Origin of the sequence: Streptomyces sp. Tu6071 (assembly GCF_000213055.1) — a bacterium.
Taxonomy (GTDB): Bacteria; Actinomycetota; Actinomycetes; order Streptomycetales; family Streptomycetaceae; genus Streptomyces; species Streptomyces evansiae.
Window position 1 is genome coordinate 2,937,936 of sequence record NZ_CM001165.1, and the last position, 16,904, is coordinate 2,954,839.

The 16,904-nt window shown below is 72.7% G+C and carries 13 protein-coding genes; 8 read left to right on the plus strand and 5 right to left on the minus strand.

The genetic code is table 11. The annotated features are described in order from the left end of the window. Nucleotides 1-48 precede the first annotated feature (48 nt). Nucleotides 49-1,266 (minus strand): N-acetylmuramoyl-L-alanine amidase, encoded by a 1,218-nt coding sequence (locus STTU_RS11910; RefSeq protein WP_007823018.1) that lies wholly within the window; start codon nucleotides 1,264-1,266, stop codon nucleotides 49-51. Nucleotides 1,267-1,402: 136 nt separating this feature from the next. Between STTU_RS11910 and STTU_RS11915 the strand changes: the two genes are divergently transcribed. The 5 genes from STTU_RS11915 (at nucleotide 1,403) to STTU_RS11935 (ending at nucleotide 9,257) form a co-directional block, all read left to right on the plus strand. Continuing rightward, nucleotides 1,403-2,146 (plus strand): TIGR03089 family protein, encoded by a 744-nt coding sequence (locus tag STTU_RS11915; protein WP_007823020.1) that lies wholly within the window; start codon nucleotides 1,403-1,405, stop codon nucleotides 2,144-2,146. A 114-nt stretch (nucleotides 2,147-2,260) separates the two neighbouring features. Beyond that, the gene (locus tag STTU_RS11920; protein WP_007823022.1) at nucleotides 2,261-3,517 is read left to right on the plus strand and encodes an LCP family protein; all 1,257 of its coding nucleotides are present in this window, start codon (nucleotides 2,261-2,263) and stop codon (nucleotides 3,515-3,517) included. Nucleotides 3,518-3,812: 295 nt separating this feature from the next. Then, nucleotides 3,813-5,621, plus strand: coding sequence for an LCP family protein (locus STTU_RS11925; protein ID WP_007823024.1), 1,809 nt, complete (start codon nucleotides 3,813-3,815; stop codon nucleotides 5,619-5,621). 181 nt (nucleotides 5,622-5,802) lie between these two features. Continuing rightward, nucleotides 5,803-7,623 (plus strand): LCP family protein, encoded by a 1,821-nt coding sequence (locus tag STTU_RS11930; protein WP_234019220.1) that lies wholly within the window; start codon nucleotides 5,803-5,805, stop codon nucleotides 7,621-7,623. Between the two features lie 113 nt (nucleotides 7,624-7,736). Beyond that, on the plus strand, nucleotides 7,737-9,257 hold the full coding sequence (locus STTU_RS11935) for an LCP family protein (protein ID WP_007823027.1): 1,521 nt from the start codon (nucleotides 7,737-7,739) through the stop codon (nucleotides 9,255-9,257). A gap of 114 nt (nucleotides 9,258-9,371) precedes the next feature. On the opposite strand, the gene STTU_RS11940 is transcribed toward STTU_RS11935, so the two are convergent. Further along, nucleotides 9,372-9,920 carry an acyl-CoA thioesterase gene (locus tag STTU_RS11940; protein ID WP_010273626.1) on the minus strand — a complete coding sequence of 183 codons (549 nt, stop codon included), beginning with the start codon at nucleotides 9,918-9,920 and terminating at the stop codon, nucleotides 9,372-9,374. Nucleotides 9,921-10,037: 117 nt separating this feature from the next. Here STTU_RS11940 and STTU_RS11945 point away from each other — a divergent pair, with 117 nt between their 5' ends. Both STTU_RS11945 and STTU_RS11950 read left to right on the plus strand, forming a co-directional pair. Then, nucleotides 10,038-11,372: an LCP family protein gene (locus STTU_RS11945; protein ID WP_043254941.1), complete on the plus strand. Its 1,335-nt coding sequence runs from the start codon at nucleotides 10,038-10,040 to the stop codon at nucleotides 11,370-11,372. Nucleotides 11,373-11,501: 129 nt separating this feature from the next. Further along, a complete protein-coding gene (locus tag STTU_RS11950) occupies nucleotides 11,502-12,332 on the plus strand; it encodes an SAM-dependent methyltransferase (protein ID WP_043254943.1) in 831 nt (276 codons plus the stop codon). Nucleotides 12,333-12,341: 9 nt separating this feature from the next. Here STTU_RS11950 and STTU_RS11955 read toward each other — a convergent pair whose 3' ends face one another. The 3 genes from STTU_RS11955 to STTU_RS11965 form a co-directional block, all read right to left on the minus strand. Next, the gene (locus tag STTU_RS11955) at nucleotides 12,342-13,409 is read right to left on the minus strand and encodes a hypothetical protein (RefSeq protein WP_007823038.1); all 1,068 of its coding nucleotides are present in this window, start codon (nucleotides 13,407-13,409) and stop codon (nucleotides 12,342-12,344) included. A gap of 81 nt (nucleotides 13,410-13,490) precedes the next feature. Next, a complete protein-coding gene (locus tag STTU_RS11960) occupies nucleotides 13,491-13,883 on the minus strand; it encodes a hypothetical protein (protein ID WP_007823040.1) in 393 nt (130 codons plus the stop codon). A gap of 173 nt (nucleotides 13,884-14,056) precedes the next feature. After that, nucleotides 14,057-15,163: an acyl-CoA dehydrogenase family protein gene (locus tag STTU_RS11965; protein WP_052862492.1), complete on the minus strand. Its 1,107-nt coding sequence runs from the start codon at nucleotides 15,161-15,163 to the stop codon at nucleotides 14,057-14,059. Nucleotides 15,164-15,532: 369 nt separating this feature from the next. Here STTU_RS11965 and STTU_RS11970 point away from each other — a divergent pair, with 369 nt between their 5' ends. After that, the gene (locus STTU_RS11970; protein WP_007823044.1) at nucleotides 15,533-16,879 is read left to right on the plus strand and encodes a UDP-glucose dehydrogenase family protein; all 1,347 of its coding nucleotides are present in this window, start codon (nucleotides 15,533-15,535) and stop codon (nucleotides 16,877-16,879) included. Nucleotides 16,880-16,904 lie beyond the last annotated feature (25 nt).

Sequence of the window (16,904 nt, forward strand, 5' to 3'; positions counted from 1 at the left end):
AGCCGGAACCCTCCCTGGGCGGGAGGGTTCCGGTGGCGGAGGGTGGGGTTACCTGCCCTGGAGTGCCGCCGCTTTGCTGCGAAGGGTGCCGAGTTTCTCGTAGAGCAGCTTCCCCGGGCATTCCGTGGCAAATCCGTCGCGGTGCCCGGAAATGACGTCGAGGCTGACCTTCGCCCCCTTCTCGTACAGGTTGCCGCCGTCCGAGACGAGCGTGACCTTCCCTTCCGGGTCCATGTTGTTCAGGCCGAGTTTCCAGGCCGTGAGCTTGGCGAGGCCGTCGAGCGCGGCGGCGGAGGGCTCGGTGTCGGTGTACGTGCCGAGCAGTGCGACCCCCGTGCTGTCGGTGTTGAAACCGAGGGTGTGCGCCCCCATGACGGGTTTGGCGACGCCTCCGGCACGGCCTTCGTAGACCGTGCCGCATTTGTCGACGAGGAAGTTGTAGCCGATGTCGCGCCACCCATTGCTCTCGACGTGATAGCGGTAAATACCGCGAATGACGGAGGGCGCCTCCGCGCACGTGTAGTTGTTGCCGCTCGCGCTGTGGTGGACGAATGCGGCGCGCACCGGGCCTGTGTAGCCGAATTGGGGTTCGCGCAGATTCTCGTCGGCGCCCCAGCCCGCCCGGTCGACGATGGCGGGCTCCGGCGCCTGCCCCCGGGGCAGCGCGCCGTGCCCGGCGGGGGGTCTCACGGGTCCGGGCGCGGGCCGCGTCGTCCCGCGGCGGTCGGTGCCCGGGTCGACGAGGTCGATGCGGAGCCCGGCGGGCAGCGGCGCGGGGCCGCTGACGCGCGCCTCGACCGCGTCGGCGGCCCCGGTCCACAGCGGCGCGGTGCCGCCGTGGCGGCCGGGGGCGCGGGCCTCGCGGCTCTCCGGGTCGGCCGCGTGCTCGGCGTTGTGGGTCTCCAGGGCCTGCCAGGCGCCCCACGCGCCGGTACGGGCGTCCCGTACGCGCACCTCCGCCGTGCCCGTGAGCGTGCGGGCGGGGTCGTCCCAGACGATGCCGACGAGCGAGAAGGGCTTGGTGGTGCGGCGGGACAGGCTCGCGCCGTAGCGGTCGTGGCCGTCCGCGCGGGTGGCGGGCAGACGGGTGAGCGGGAGCGAGGCCGTGGAGCCGGGGACCGGGGCGGAGGCGGACGCGGTCCGCGCGGGCGCCGCGGTGCGGGGGTGCGGGCGCGGGTCGGGGTGCGCGGCGGCGGCCGGGGCGAGCGGCAGCGTGAGGACGGCCGCGCAGGTGACACCTATCGAGGTGGCGAGAAATGTACGCATATTTACGATATTGGGCACACCTTCGGGCGCTGTCCACGGGAGTTGAGGGTGTGTCGGCCACCTCGGTGACGCCGCGGAGGGCGCGCGCGGACCCGGCGGGCGGGAGGGGCCGAGGGCCCCGCGTAGCCTGGGGCACGTGACCGCTCTCGACCGCACCCCCGCCGACCTGCTGCGTTCCGCGCTCGCCTCGGACCCGGCCCGCCCCTTCGTCACGTACTACGACGACGCGACCGGCGAGCGCGTGGAACTCTCGGTCGCCACCTTCGCCAATTGGGTGGCGAAGACCGCGAACCTGATCCAGGGCGAGCTGTCCCTGAGCGCGGGCGACCGGCTCGCGCTGCACCTGCCCGCGCACTGGCAGTCGGCCGTCTGGCTCGTCGCCGCTTCCTCCACGGGGCTCCTCGTGGACGTCGCGGGCGACCCGGCGGGCGCGGACCTCGTGGTGACGGGCCCGGACGCCCTGGAGGCGGCCCGCGCCTGCACGGGCGAACGTGTCGCGCTGAGCCTGCGCCCGCTCGGTGTGCGGTTCCCGGTGACGCCGGAGGGCTTCCTCGACTACGCGGTCGAGGTCCCGTCCCAGGGCGACCGCTTCGCGCCCTTCGTCCCCGTCGACCCGGAGGAACCGGCGCTCGTGGTGGCGGGCGAGGAGCTGACGAGCACGCAGCTCGTGGAGCGGGCACAGGGTGACGCGGAGCGGCTGGGCGTCGGTCCGGGCGAGCGGATTCTGAGCGGTCTCGGCTTCGCCGGCTGGGCGGGGCTGGCGGCCGGGCTCTACGCGCCGCTGGCGGTCGGCGCGTCCGTCGTGCTGTGCCGGAACCTGGACCGGGGGGCGCTGGAGCGACGCGTGGCGGACGAGCGGGTGACCGTCTCCGCGGTGTAGCGGCTCCGGCGTCCCGGGCCCCCGCCATTCGTTCGGCCCCCCGCCGCGCGCGCTCGGGCCCCGCAGGCCGCATCGTCGGAACGGGAGATCCTGACGGCCAGCGGCGGAGGTCCAGTGAACATCGCGCACGTCCTCCGTCGGCACTGGGTCCGCTGGGCGGCCTTCGGGCTCGCCGTGGTGCTGCTCGCCCTGACCGCCGTCGTCTGGGGCTTCTACCGGAAGCTCGACCGGAACATCACGGAGGACACCTCGGCGGCGGCCGAGCTGCGCAAGTACGACCGCGAGCGGCCGTCGTCGGTCGCGAAGGGCGCGCAGAACATCCTCCTCATCGGTTCGGACTCGCGCGCGGGCAAGAACAAGGAGTACGGGCGCGACGGCGGCACCCAGCGCTCGGACACCACGATCCTGCTGCACGTCTCGCGGGACAGGAAGCGGGCGACGGCGGTCTCGGTGCCGCGCGACCTGATGGTCACGATCCCCTCCTGCCGGGGCGCGGACGGCAAGCGCGGCAACGAGCGTCTCGCGCAGTTCAACTGGGCCTTCGAGAGCGGCGGCACCGCGTGCACGGTGCGGACGGTCGAGAAGATGACGAACGTGCGGATCGACCACTACGTCGTGGTCGATTTCGAGGGCTTCAAGAAGATGGTCGACGCGGTCGGCGGGGTCAAGGTGTGCGTCGAGCGGCCCATCGACGACAAGGACGCGCACCTCAAGCTGGCGGCCGGGGACCAGAAGCTCGACGGCGAGGAGGCGCTCGGGTACGTACGGGTGCGCAAGACGCTCGGGGACGGCTCGGACACCGACCGGATCGACCGCCAGCAGAAGTTCCTCGCGGCGCTCGTGTCGAAGATGAGCGGCGGCGACGTCCTCTACAACCCGGGGAAGCTCTACCCGGTGCTCGACGCGGCGACCTCGGCGCTCACGACCGACCCGGGCCTCGCGAGCCTGCGGGATCTCTACGGCATGGTCCGCGACGTCCGCTCGGTGCCGACCAAGGACGTGCGTTTCCTGACGGTCCCGCGGGAGGCGTACGCGGCCGACCCGAACCGGGACCAACTGGTGCAGCCCGCCGCGGAACGCCTCTTCGCGCAGTTGCGCAACGATTCACCGGTCAGAGTGGACCCCGACCCGAGCGCCTCCGCCTCGCCCGCGCCGAGCGCGAGCGCGCGCGTGAGCGGGAAGCCGGACCGCACGGAGGCGGGCGGCGAGGGCGCCGAGGCGGCGCCGGGACGCGATCCGGCGGGCACGGGCGGCGACGCGGCGGGTACGGGCCGTGACGGTGCGGGTACGGGCCGTGACGCGGCGGGCGCCGGGAACGGGGGCCACTACCGGGGGACGAGCGCGGCCGACGCGGGTTGCTCGGGGGCTTAGGTGAGCGTGCTGTCGGCGGACTGTGCGCCACATGGCCCCGCCAAGTAAAGGAATGACCGTCCGGAGTTCAATCACTTCCACAATTGCCATGGAATGCCCGGTTATAAGGGAAGTGGAATGTGTCACCGCCGTCGTCGCGTGGGGCGGTGGGCGGCTAATGTGAGCGATCCCGGTGGCCGCGACCGTACTCATCGCGGCGCGTCACCGATTGACCCGAGTGCCTCCCGCCGCGTCTCCACCCCACCTGGAGGGCGGGTCGGCGCCGCGTGCCCCGTGACGGAGGATTTGGACAACCGTGGACGCGCAAGGCCGTGGGCGGGGGGAAGAATTCGACCCCGCAGACCAATGGGTACTCAATCCGCAGACCGGCGAATACGAACTGCGACTCGGCGGCTCCGCTGAGCAGTCGCAGGAGCCGCCGGGGTCCGGCGGCGGGGCCTGGGACCACGTCGACGGGTCCGCGCGTCCCCGCAGAACCGACCCGTACCGCTCCGAGCCCCGGGTGCCCGAGCAGGGCGGGTCCCCGCGCGCGGAGAACGCCCCGCGCGAGGGCGGCCGTGCGGCGGCGCGGCAGGAGGCGGCGGGCGGCGGGCGCGCCTCGGCCCGCAAACAGGCTTCCGGGCGGGCCGCCTCGCGCAAGGCGCGCAAGGGCGGCGGCAAGAAGAAGGCGCTGCTGTGGACGGCCGGGGGGCTCGGTTTCCTGCTCGTCGCGGTGGCCGGGAGCGGCTACGCGTACTACCAGCACCTCAACGGCAACATCGACAAGGTCGACATCGGCGACGCGGGCAACAAGGACGCCGCCCCCGACGGGCCGATCAACATCCTGATCATCGGCACCGACAAGCGCACCGGCAAGGGCAACGAGGGGTACGGGGACAAGGACAGTCCGGGCCACGCGGACACCAACATCCTGCTGCACGTCTCCGCCGACCGCACCAACGCGACCGGCCTGAGCATCCCGCGCGACCTCATCACGAACATCCCCGACTGCCCCACCAAGCAGGACGACGGCTCCACGGAGACGATCCCCGGCACGCAGAACGTCCGCTTCAACACGAGCCTCGGACAGGAGGGCCGTGACCCGGGCTGCACGATGCGCACGGTCACCGAGCTGACCGGGCTCAAGGTCGACCACTTCATGATGGCCGACTTCAACGCGGTCAAGAACCTGACGACGGCCGTGAACGGCGTCGAGGTGTGCGTGGCGAAGGACGTCGACGACCCCGACTCGCACCTCAAGCTCTCGGCGGGGACGCACAAGGTGCAGGGCGAGCAGGCGCTCGCCTTCGTCCGCACCCGGCACAGCTTCGGCAACCAGGGCGACCTCGACCGCATCAAGGTCCAGCAGCAGTTCCTCGGTTCGCTCGCGCGGCAGCTCAAGTCCGAGGACACGCTGACGAGTCCGAAGAAGCTCTACAAGGTCGCCGAGGCGGCGACCGACGCGCTGACGGTGGACTCGGGGATCGGCAGCATCACGAAACTGATGTCGCTGGCCAAGGAGTTGCAGCACATCAACCCGAAGAACATCACCTTCGTGACGCTCCCCGTGGTCGACAACCCGGCAGAGAAGGTCAAGGCGACGGTCGTCCTCAACGAGACGGACGCTGATCCGCTCTTCGCGATGATGAAGGACGACGTCTCGCTCACCGAGGTCAACAGCAAGAAGAAGGCCGAGGCGAACAAGCAGAAGGCGGCCGAGGAGGCGCGGCTCAAGGGCAGCAAGTCCGAGGCGGCCGACATCCGCGTGGAGGTCTTCAACGGCGGCGCGCCCACCGGTTCGGCGCAGGGCGAGCTGACGTGGCTCCAGACCAACCAGGGTGTCAACAAGTCGAGTCAGCAGGGCGACGCGCCGAAGCAGAAGGGCACGACGCTGGAGTACGCGGCGGACCAGGCCCCGCAGGCGCGCAAGCTCGCCGAGATCATGGGACTGCCGGGGTCCGCGCTCAAGCCCGGCGAGAGCATCGAGAACGATCAGGGGCTGCCCGCGATGAAGCTGGTGCTGGGCCCCGACTTCAAGGGCCCCGGCATCTCGATCACTGCGCCCAAGGAGGCACCGAAGAACGTCGCGCGCCAGGAGGCGGACAAGAAGGTCTGCGCGTCCTGAACGGGCCCGGTCGGACGGGAAAAAGGGGGCAGGCGGGAGGCAAGGGAGCCTCCCGCCCGGCATGTTGGCTCAACCATGACCAGCCGCACAACGTTTCGGCGTGTTCGCAGGTCTGAGGGTGGGGGCCACGGCCCGGCACCGAGGGGTGCCGGACAGGCATGGGGCGGGAAGGCGGGACGAGATGACGGGTGACACGGCGAGCGGGAAGCTCCCGGGGCTCGGTCGGGGGGAGTCCGTACGGGCGGGGGAACCGGCACCCGGGCCCGCGCCGGGCGACGCGTCCGACGGCCCGGACGGGGGAATACCCGAGGCGGGCCCGGACGGCATACCGGGACCCGCGGCGGACGCGGAGGACGGCTCCGTCATACCGGCTGCCGCGAACGGCCCCGCGAATCAGCCCGCACCGGCTGCCGCGAACGACCCCGCACCGGGTGCCGTGAACCAGCACGCACCGGCTGCCGAGTCCGCCCCCGCGCCGGATTCCGCGACCGTCCTCGCCCGGCCCCGCAAGCGGCGCCGGACGCGGCGCGTCCTGGCCTGGTCGGCGCTGTCGCTCGCGGTGCTGATCACCGGCACGGCGACGGCGGGCTACCTCTACTACCGGCACCTCAACGGCAACATCGTCAAGGCCGAACTGACCCCCGTGGCACCGGAGAAGCGCCCCCCGGCGCCGACGCCGAACACGGCGGGGCAGACGCCGATGAACATCCTCGTGATCGGCTCCGACAGCCGGAACACGAAGGAGAACCTCAAGCTCGGCGGCGCCAGGGACACGGTGGGCGGCAAGCCGCTCGCCGACGTGCAGATGCTCGTGCACGTCTCGGCGGACCGCAGCAACATGTCGGTCGTGAGCATGCCGCGCGACACGCTCCTCAAGCTCCCCGAGTGCAAGGACCCCGACACGGGTGAGGTCTACCCGGCCACGACCACCCGTCGCATGACGAACGAGACGCTCGGGCGCGGCGGCCCCGGATGCACGGTCGCCACGTGGGAGGAAACGACCGGCATCCACATCGACCACTTCATGATGGTCGACTTCTCCGGCGTCGTCTCGATGGCCGACGCGGTCGGCGGTGTCCCCGTCTGCGTGGACCGCAACATCTACTCGCACACCTCCACGGGCAAGGGCTCCGGCCTCAAGCTGGAGAAGGGCACGCACCCGGTCAAGGGCAAGCAGGCGCTCCAGTGGCTGCGCACCCGCTACGGCTTCGGCGACGGCACCGACATCGGGCGCGCCCAGGCCCAGCACATGTACATGAGCGCCATGGTGCGGCAGCTCCGCGAGAACGCGACGCTCACCAACCCCGGCAAGCTGCGCGCGCTCGCCGAGGCGGCGACGAAGGCGCTCACGGTCGACGAGGGCCTCGGCAGCGTCAAGAAGATCTACGACCTGAGCAACGACCTGCGCGCCGTGCCCCCGGAGCGCATCACCCTGACCACGATGCCCTTCGTCTACGAGGGGCCCCGCGTGGCGCCGAAGGCCGGGGACGCGGAGCAGTTGTGGCGGCTCGTGCGCGAGGACATCGCGCTCGACGGCAAGGACAAGAAGAAGCCGAAGGTCAAGGACATCAGCGACCAGGCCGCCGCGCCCGGCGAGGTGAAGGTGTCCGTGCGCAACGCCACGGCGACCGGTCAGCTCGCCCTCGTACCCGAGCGGGCGGGCACGATCGCGCAGCAGCTCGTGGGCAAGGACTTCGCGCGCACGACCGCCGACCAGTCGCACACGGGCAGCGAGGACAAGACGGAGGTCCGCTACCCGGGCGGGGACGCCGAGGCCGACGCGCAGTCGGTCGCGAAGGCGCTGAAGATCCCGCTGCGGCGCGTCAAGGAGAGCGCGGACGTCACGGGCGTGACCGTCGTGATCGGCTCCGACTGGCGCGAGGGCACGCGCTTCCCGAAGAAGGACGACGACGATGACGACGCGCTGCCGAAGTCGGCGCAGGCGCTCAACGGCGCGGACGACACGGCGTGCATGAAGGTGGACCCGGCCTACTCGTGGTGAGGCGCCTCCGGTGGCGCCCTGCCGCCAATGGGGGGATCTGAGGCGCGGCGCATCGGCCAGTACAACGGTACGACAGTCATACCGGCTTACGGTCTGGCTCATCCCGTCCCGCCGTGCCGCCCGCGCGGCAGTGTCACCCGTGCGGAGGTGCCGTGCCCGCCCCCAGCCCCCACTCCCCCCGTCCCCGCCGGTCCCCCCGCGCCCGCCCGCTCCCGCGCCGCCCCCCGAGCCGACGCCGCCGGGCGCTGCGCTGGGCGGTCCGGGGGCTGACCGGCTGCTCCGTCGCGGTGCTGCTCGCCGCCGGGGCCGGGCACACCCTGCTCAGCGGCGTCGACCACAAGATCGGCCGCGTCGACGCGTTCAAGGGCCTCGCGGGGCGCCCCTCCGCCGGGCACGGCATGAACCTGCTGCTCGCGGGGACCGACGAGCGCGAGGGGCTCGACAAGGGGACCCGGCAGCGGTACCGGCTCGGGGGCGCGCCCTGCCACTGCACGGACACGCTGATGATCGTGCACCTGTCGGCCGACCACTCCCGCGCGAGCGTCGTGAGCCTGCCCCGCGACTCGTACGCGATGCTGCCGCCGCACGTCGACCGCACCTCGGGCGAGCACCACCACGAGCACCCGGTGAAGCTCAACGCGGCGTACGCGGAGGGCGGCCCGCAGCTCACAGTACGGACCGTCGAGAAGCTCACGAAGGTGAAGATCGACCACTACGTGGAGGTCGACTTCACGAGCTTCATGCGGACCGTGGACGCGCTCGGCGGCGTCGAGATCTGCACGGCGAAGCCGCTCAAGGACTCGTACACGGGCCTGGACCTCCCGGCGGGCTCGCACGAGCTCGACGGCGGGCAGGCGCTCCAGTACGTACGGGCGCGGCACATCGACGCGGCGAGCGACCTCGGCCGGATGCAGCGGCAGCAGCGGTTCCTCGCGGCGGTCGTGGAGCGCGCGACGAGCGGCGGGACGCTGTTCAACCCGGTCCGGCTGAACGAGGTCGCCGACGCGCTGCTGTCCTCCGTACGGGCCGACAAGGGCTTCGGCACGGACGAGATCCTGGACCTGGCCCGCGCGATGCGCGGCTTCAGCCCCTCCTCCTCGGAGTTCGTCTCGATGCCGCTCGCGCCCAAGGGCCGCCACGTGCCGGGCATCGGTGACACGCTCGTGTGGGACGCGGACCGTGCGAAGGCCCTCTTCACGGCCCTGCGCGAGGACCACCCGCTGGCCGCCCACAAGCCGGCCGCGGGCCCGGCCCCGCTCCCGGTCGACGTGCCGCCGCAGCAGATCTCGGTACGGGTCCTGAACGGCACGGGGACCTCGGGCGAGGCGGAGCGCGTGGCGAAGGCCCTGCGGGCGACGGGCTTCACGGCGACGGCGGGCACAGGGACGACGGACCCGGCCGCGCGGACGACGATCGCCTACGACCCCGGCTGGGACCGCTCGGCGAAGAGCCTCGCCACCGCCGTCCCCCACGCGAACCTCCTCCCCCGAAAGGGCCTCGGCGCCACCCTGGAGGTCACGGTCGGCAAGGACACCCCGGCGGTCGCGAAGGTCCGCGCGGAGGACCCGGCGCAGGCCCCGAAGGAGAACAAGTACGGAGCGGTCCGGGGCGACGAGGTGACGTGCCCCTCATGAAGTGACGCGCCCCTCATGAAGTGACGCGCCTCTCCCGCGGTGACGCGCCTGCCATGCGGGGCGCCGCTCCCCCGCCCGTTCCGTCCCCGGTCCCCGTCCCCGCTCTCCCGCCCCTCAGTCGAGCAGCCCCTCCGCCACCCGCTTCTCGCGCAGTTCGCGGATCGCGCGACGGCGGGCGAGGCGGTGGGTGCGGCGGATCTGGGCTTCCTGGAAGCGGCGCTCGTCGGTGTCCGTCTCGGGGAGCACGGGGGGTACGGGACGGGGGCGGCCCTGGGCGTCCACCGCCGCGAAGACGAGGTACGCCGTGCCGACCTGCTGGGCCGGGGTCGACTCGTTCCAGCGCTCCGCCATGACGCGGACGCCGATCTCCATCGACGTGCGCCCCGTCCAGTTGCACTGCGCGTGGACGTGGACGAGGTCGCCGATGCGGACCGGCTCCAGGAAGACCATCTCGTCCATCGAGGCCGTCACCGCCGGCCCGCCCGAGTGCCGTCCCGCGACGGCGCCCGCCGCGTCGTCGACGAGTTTCATGATCACGCCCCCGTGGCCGGTGCCGTAGAGGTTCGTGTCGGTGGCGGTCATGATGTGCGAGAGCGTCGTACGGGATGCCGAGGTCGGCTTGCCCGGGATCTCCGGGTCCGTACGCGGTGCCGGGTCAGTCATACCGTCCACTTTATGTCCGCCCGGTCACCCCCGCTTTTGCATCAGCTCTGCAACAGGCCCGCTCCGATTCGTTCCCCGCCCTGTATGGCGAGCCCCCCGGCGCGGCAGACTTGTCCCATGAACGAGAGGCCGCAGGGCTGGGGCGGGGAGCGATCCGACAGCCGGGGATACGGGCGCGGGAGCGCCGAGGCGCAGCCCGAGGGCGCCCGCTCGATGCCGCACGTGCGGCGCGGCGGGCCCGGGGGCCCCGGGGGCCCGGCTCCCGTGCCCCCGCAGCAGCAGTACGGGCAGCAGGGCGGCGCGTACCCGCCGCCGGACCAGTACGGGCAGCAGCAGGGCCCGTACCAGGACGGCTACGGCGGGTACGACAGCGGCTACAACACCGGGCAGGTCTACGGCTCGCCCGGCGGGCCGCAGCAGCCCGGCGGCCCCGGCGGTCCCGGAGGCCCGGCGCAGGGACGCCCGGCGCGCCCCGCGCCGAACTGGCGGAAGCGGATCAAGTGGACGGCGATCGTCGTCGTCGCCGCGCTCCTCGTGACGACTGTCTCGACGTACTTCTGGGCGGACGGCAAGATCCGCCGCGAGGTGGACCTGTCGAAGGTCATCGACCGCCCGGCGGAGGGCAAGGGCACCAACTACCTCATCGTCGGCTCCGACAGCCGCGAGGGGATGTCCAAGGAGGACAAGAAGCGCCTGCACACCGGCTCCGCCGAGGGCAAGCGCACCGACTCGATGATGATCCTGCACACGGGCGACAACGGGACCACGATGATCTCGCTGCCCCGTGACTCGAACATCACGATCCCGTCCTTCAAGGGCTCGGACTCGGGCAAGATGTACCCGGCGCGCGGCGCGAACAAGCTCAACGCCGCGTACGCCTTCGACGGCCCCGAGCTGCTCGTGCGTACCATCGAGTACAACACCGGGCTGCACATCGACCACTACGCGGAGATCGGCTTCGACGGCTTCGCGAGCATCGTGGACGCGGTCGGGGGCGTCGAGATGGACATCCCGAAGGGCTTCAAGGACGGGAAGTCGGGCGCCGACTTCAAGGCCGGGAAGCAGACCCTCGACGGCGAGCAGGCCCTCGCCTTCGTCCGCACCCGCTACGCGCTGCCCGGCAGCGACCTCGACCGCACGAAGAACCAGCAGAAGTTCCTCGCCGCGCTCGCCCACCAGGTCGCCACCCCGAGCACGATCATCAACCCCTTCAAGCTCTACCCCGTGATGGGCTCGGGTCTCGACTCGCTCATCGTCGACAAGGACATGAGCCTGTGGAACCTCGTGTCGATGTTCTGGGCGATGAAGGGCGTCACGGGCGGTGACGGCAAGCAGATGAACATGCCGATCGCGGGCAGCGTCGGCGGCAACCTGGCGTGGGACATGCCGAAGGTCAAGCAGCTCGTCAACGAGCTGAAGAACGACGACAAGGTCACCGTCTCGGGCAACTGAACGGGCCCTCGCAAGCGGGGCGTTCCGGGCGTGTACGGGCCCGGGGCGCCCCGTCCTGCGTGCCCGTGCCAACTCACATATTCTCGCTGCTACATGACGGTAGAAGCGTGTGACTTGGAGAGCAGCGGCATGAGCGAAGCGGCCCCGAACACCCCCTCCCCCTACATCGACACGACGCGCCCGCACCCGGCGCGGATGTACGACTGGTTCCTCGGCGGCAAGGACAACTACCCGGTCGACGAGGAGATGGGGCGCAAGGTCCTCGCCATCGAGCCGAACGTCCCCGTCCTCGCGCGCATGAACCGGGAGTTCATGCGGCGGGCCACGCGGTGGCTCGCCTCGCAGGGGATACGGCAGTTCCTCGACATCGGCACCGGCATCCCCACCGAGCCCAACCTCCACCAGGTGGCCCAGGGGGTCGCCCGGGACGCCCGCGTCGTCTACTGCGACAACGACCCGATCGTCCTCGCCCACGCCGAGGCCCTCCTGCGCAGCACCCCCGAGGGCGCCGTCGACTACGTGCAGGCCGACGTCCGCGACAGCGAGGCGATCGTCGAACGGGCCTCCAAGTCACTGGACTTCAGCAAGCCGGTGGCCCTCTCGCTCATCGCGCTGCTGCACTTCGTCGGGGACCGGAACGCCGACGGCGGGGCCGGGGCCCACGAGATCGTCTCCGGGCTCGTCGATCGCCTGGCGCCCGGGAGCTACCTCGTGCTCTCGCACGTGACCGCCGACTTCCAGCCCGAGAAGGCCGAGCAGGTCGGCAGCCTCTACCGCTCGGGCACGGCCTCGCTCCACCCGCGCCCGCGCGCGGAGTTCGAGAAGTTCTTCACCGGTCTGGAGTTCGTCGGGCCCGGCATCGTCTCCGAGGGCGAGTGGCACCCCGAGCTGGGCGAGCCGGTGCCCGGCGAGGAGGACGTCATCAAGGCGGGTTACTCGGCGATCGCCCGCAAGCCCTGAGCCCTCGCCTCACCGCCGCCACAGCACGACGGCCGACACGTCCCCTCCCGATGCGAGCGGTTGCCCCAGGAGCGCGACGGGTCCCGCCGGCGGCGGTCCCGGAGACCACGCCGCCGCGAGGCGCGCGCGGGCACCGGGGCCGGCGGGGAGGCGGCCCGTCGTGAGGAGCAACGCGCCGCCCGGGTGCGGGCCTTCGAGGAGGCGGGCGGTGGTCGCGGGGGTCTCGTACCAGTCCCCGCCGGGCCGCAGCACGGCCGTACCCCCGCCGGGGGCGGCTGAGGCGCCCGCGCCGAACACCAGCAGTCCGCACGGCGCTCCCGGGTCGTCCACGGGGACGTGGAGGAGGCGCAGGGAGTACCCGGCGGGCGGCGTCCCCGCCCGTACGGCCTCGTCGGCGAGGACCGTCGCGCAGGCGCGCGCGGTCTCCTCGCCGAGCCGCCGGTACCCCTCGGCGTCGCGGGTGCGCAGGGCCTCGCGGAGCGCGGGCGCGGTGCGCAGCGCGTGCCGGTAGACGGCCGCGCAGGCGTCGTCGGCGGCGGTCCCGCTCGCGAGGGCGAGGAGGAGCCCCGGGCCGTACGGGGCGAGGGCGAGCGCGTCGGTACGGGCCGGGCCCGGCGCCGTACGCGTGCTGATCCCGTACGCGGTCCAGGGGCCCGCCGAGGCCCCGTCGAGCACCGTGGCGGGGCGCAGCGCCGCGCGCCAGTCGGCCGGCGGGGCGCTCACCGGCGCGGGTGGCGCGGGGGCGGCCAGGGCTTCGAGGGCGGGGGGCGGGCCGAGGCGCAGGTCGAGGTCGACCTCCTCGCCGGGGACGGGGCGGACGACGGCCATCGCGGACTCGGCGAAGTCGTCGAGGCTGAGCGCACGCGGGCCCGGGACGTGCGGGGGCTCGCCGGAGCGCGGGCGCGGCGGGACGAGGGCGTCGGTGGGGCGCGGGCGGCGTACGGCGGCGGGACGGCACGCCTCCGCCGCGGCACGCCGTATGGCGGCGGCACGCGTCTCGCGCCGGCGTCGCTCCTCGTGGCGCAGCCGTTCCTCGTGCCGGGCGAGGGCGGTGTACCGGGCGGAGGGGTCGTCCATGGGGACCTCCAGGCGTACGGGACGACAAGGGCCCCGCCCTGCGGCGGACCGGAGGGCGGGGCGGGTGCTGCGGGCCGGGACTCAGCCGATCGGCAGGCCGCCGAGGAGACCGCCGACGGGGAGGCCGCCGAGGAGCCCGGCGGCGGGGAGGCCGCCCACCATCGGGGAGTTGCCCTGGCCCTGGCCGCCCGCGCGGGCCTGCTGGACCTGGCCCGCGAGCTGGCCACCGGTCTGCTCGACGGAGTGGACGGCACCGGCGACCGTCTCGTTCTCCAGCGGGTTCTCGGTGATCTCGCCGGAGGCGACCTGGCCGGCCACGTCGCCCACCGGCAGCGCGCCGGTGACGGAGCCGAGGGGCAGGGCGCCGAGCGCGTCGGTCGGGCCCGCGGCGGAGGCGGTGCCGGAGGCGGCGGCACCGGCGGCGAGGACGGCACCGACGGCGAAGGCGGCCTTGGCGAGCTTGTCGTGCTTCATGTGTCTGGGTCCCTCTCAGGGGTGGGGGGCGGACGCAGAGCACAACGGGTGGGGGCGGGTGGGGGTCACGGGTCGCGGGGCGACTCGGGGGCGCGAGGGGGGCGCGGGCGGGGGCGGGACGGGGGCGCGGGGCGGGGCGCCCCGCGTCGCTCCGTCTCCCCGCGCCCGGCGTGTCACGGCAGGTTGCGGGCCATGACGATGCGCTGGACCTGGTTGGTGCCCTCGTAGATCTGGGTGATCTTCGCGTCGCGCATCATGCGCTCGACCGGGTAGTCGCGCGTGTAGCCGTAGCCGCCGAGGAGCTGGACGGCGTCGGTCGTGACCTCCATCGCGACGTCCGAGGCGAAGCACTTGGCGGCGGCGCCCTGGTAGGTGAGGTCGGCGTCGCCGCGCTCGGAGGCGGCGGCGGCCTGGTACGTGAGGGCGCGCGCGGCGGAGATCTTCATGGCCATGTCGGCGAGCATGAACTGGATGCCCTGGAAGTCGGCGATGGCCTTGCCGAACTGCTTGCGCTCCTGGACGTAGCCCTTGGCGTAGTCGAGGGCGCCCTGCGCGATGCCGAGGGCCTGCGCGGCGATGGTGATACGGGTGTGGTCGAGCGTCTTCATCGCGGTCGCGAAGCCGGTGCCCTCGGCGCCGATCATGCGGTCGGCCGGGATGCGGACGTTGTCGAAGTAGACCTCGCGGGTGGGCGAGCCCTTGATGCCGAGCTTCTTCTCGGGGGCGCCGAAGGAGACGCCCTCGTCGCTCTTCTCGACGACGAACGCGGAGATGCCCTTGCTGCGCTTGGTCGGGTCGGTGACGGCCATGACCGTGTAGTACTCGGAGACGCCCGCGTTGGTGATCCAGCGCTTGACGCCGTTGAGGACCCAGAAGTCGCCGTCGCGCACGGCCTTCGTCTTCATGCCGGCCGCGTCGGAGCCCGCGTCGGGCTCGCTGAGGGCGTACGAGAACATCGCGTCGCCCTTGGCGAGCGGGCCCAGGTACTTCTTCTTCAGCTCCTCGGAGCCGGAGATGATGACGGGCAGCGAGCCGAGCTTGTTGACGGCCGGGATGAGCGAGGAGGAGGCGCAGACGCGGGCGACCTCCTCGATGACGATGACGGTCGCGAGGGCGTCGGCCCCGGCGCCGCCGTAGTTCTCGGGCACGTGCACGGCGTGCAGGTCGGCGCCGGTGAGCGCGTCGCGCGCCTCCTGCGGGAAGCGGCCCTGCTCGTCCACCTCGGCGGCGTGCGGGCCGATCTTCGCCTCGGCGAGGGCGCGGACCGTCTCGCGGAGCATGTCGTGCTCCTCGGCCGGACGGTACAGGTCGAAGTCGGACACGGTGCTGGTCTCCTTCTCGAACGGCCCGGCGCGAGCGGACCCGGGGGGTGCCGCGAAGGGCCCCGGGGATTGCCCCGCACGCTCATTACCGGTAAGTAACCTACGGTTTCGAATAATAGGCCGCGAAGCCTGCCGCGCCTACGGCACGCGCACCCCGAGTGACCTTTCCGACAGCCCCCGCGTTCCCGGCCGCGCCCCCGAAGCGCTCCGGGGGCCGCCGACTATGCTCGGCATCCGCCGGGGCAGCGCCCGCGCGACCCGCCGGTCGGCCGCTCCGGCGGCCCGTACGCAGCCCCGCCACGTATCCCCGTCGCACAGGAGCCGTCCATGAGCCAGTCGCCCCGGATCACCGTCATCGGTCTCGGCTATCTCGGTGCCACGCACGCGGCGTCCATGGCGGAGCTGGGCTTCGACGTGCTCGGCATCGACGTCGTGCCGGAGAAGATCGAGTCGCTCTCGCGCGGCGAGACCCCGATGTACGAGCCGGGCCTCGAAGAGGTGCTGCGCAAGCACGTCGCGGGGCTGGACGGCTCCACCAAGCGGCTGCGGTTCACCAGTTCGTGGGAGGAGATCGCCGACTTCGGCGACGTCCACTTCGTGTGCGTCAACACCCCGCAGCGCCGGGGCGACCTCGCCTGCGACATGAGCTACGTGGACAGCGCCGTCGAGTCGCTGGCGCCGCTGCTCACCCGCCCGGCGCTCGTCGTCGGCAAGTCGACGGTCCCCGTGGGCTCGGCCGAGCGGCTGGCCGCGCGGCTCGCGGAGCTGGCCCCGGCGGGCGCCGGGGCGCGGCTCGCGTGGAACCCGGAGTTCCTGCGCGAGGGCTTCGCCGTCGAGGACACGCTCCACCCGGACCGGCTCGTCGTCGGGGTGCGCGACGCGGAGTCCGAGGAGCTGCTCCGTACGGTCTACGCGGGCCCGATCGGCGAGGGCACGCCCTTCCTCGTCACGGACTACGCGACCGCCGAGCTGGTGAAGGTCTCGGCGAACTCCTTCCTCGCCACGAAGATCTCCTTCATCAACGCGATGGCCGAGGTGTGCGAGGCCGCCGGGGGCGATGTCTCGCAGCTCGCCGAGGCGATCGGCTACGACTCCCGCATCGGGCGGAAGTTCCTGCGCGCCGGGATCGGCTTCGGCGGCGGCTGCCTGCCCAAGGACATCCGCGCCTTCATGGCGCGCGCGGGCGAACTCGGCGCCGACCAGGCGCTGACCTTCCTGCGCGAGATCGACTCGATCAACATGCGCCGCCGCGCGCAGATGGTGGACCTCGCCCGCGAGACGGTGGGCGGTTCCTTCCTGGGCGTGCGGGTCGGGGTGCTCGGCGCGGCCTTCAAGCCGGACTCGGACGACGTACGGGACTCGCCCGCGCTCAACGTGGCGGGGCAGATCCACCTCCAGGGCGGACAGGTCACGGTGCACGACCCGCGCGCGATGAAGAACGCGGCGCGCGTCTTCCCGACGCTGGGGTACGCGGACACGGCGCTGGACGCGGTGCGGGGGGCGGACGTGGTGCTCCACCTCACGGAGTGGGGGGAGTACCGGGAGATCGACCCGGCGGAGATGGGCGAGGCCGTCAAGCAGAAGGTTCTGCTGGACGGGCGGAACACGCTCTCCGCGGCGCGGTGGCGGGAGGCCGGGTGGACGTACCGGGCGATGGGGCGGCCCAACGCCTGAGCAGCCTGCCGGGGCCCCCGCCCCC

What these genes read in the sequence shown, in the direction of transcription:
- STTU_RS11910 (WP_007823018.1), bottom strand. Translation starts at nt 1,266, where the DNA reads ATGCGTACATTTCTCGCCACCTCGATAGGTGTCACCTGCGCGGCCGTC.
- STTU_RS11930 (WP_234019220.1), top strand. Translation starts at nt 5,803, where the DNA reads ATGACGGGTGACACGGCGAGCGGGAAGCTCCCGGGGCTCGGTCGGGGG.
- STTU_RS11940 (WP_010273626.1), bottom strand. Translation starts at nt 9,920, where the DNA reads ATGACTGACCCGGCACCGCGTACGGACCCGGAGATCCCGGGCAAGCCG.
- STTU_RS11945 (WP_043254941.1), top strand. Translation starts at nt 10,038, where the DNA reads ATGAACGAGAGGCCGCAGGGCTGGGGCGGGGAGCGATCCGACAGCCGG.
- STTU_RS11950 (WP_043254943.1), top strand. Translation starts at nt 11,502, where the DNA reads ATGAGCGAAGCGGCCCCGAACACCCCCTCCCCCTACATCGACACGACG.
- STTU_RS11955 (WP_007823038.1), bottom strand. Translation starts at nt 13,409, where the DNA reads ATGGACGACCCCTCCGCCCGGTACACCGCCCTCGCCCGGCACGAGGAA.
- STTU_RS11960 (WP_007823040.1), bottom strand. Translation starts at nt 13,883, where the DNA reads ATGAAGCACGACAAGCTCGCCAAGGCCGCCTTCGCCGTCGGTGCCGTC.
- STTU_RS11965 (WP_052862492.1), bottom strand. Translation starts at nt 15,163, where the DNA reads ATGCTCCGCGAGACGGTCCGCGCCCTCGCCGAGGCGAAGATCGGCCCG.
- STTU_RS11970 (WP_007823044.1), top strand. Translation starts at nt 15,533, where the DNA reads ATGAGCCAGTCGCCCCGGATCACCGTCATCGGTCTCGGCTATCTCGGT.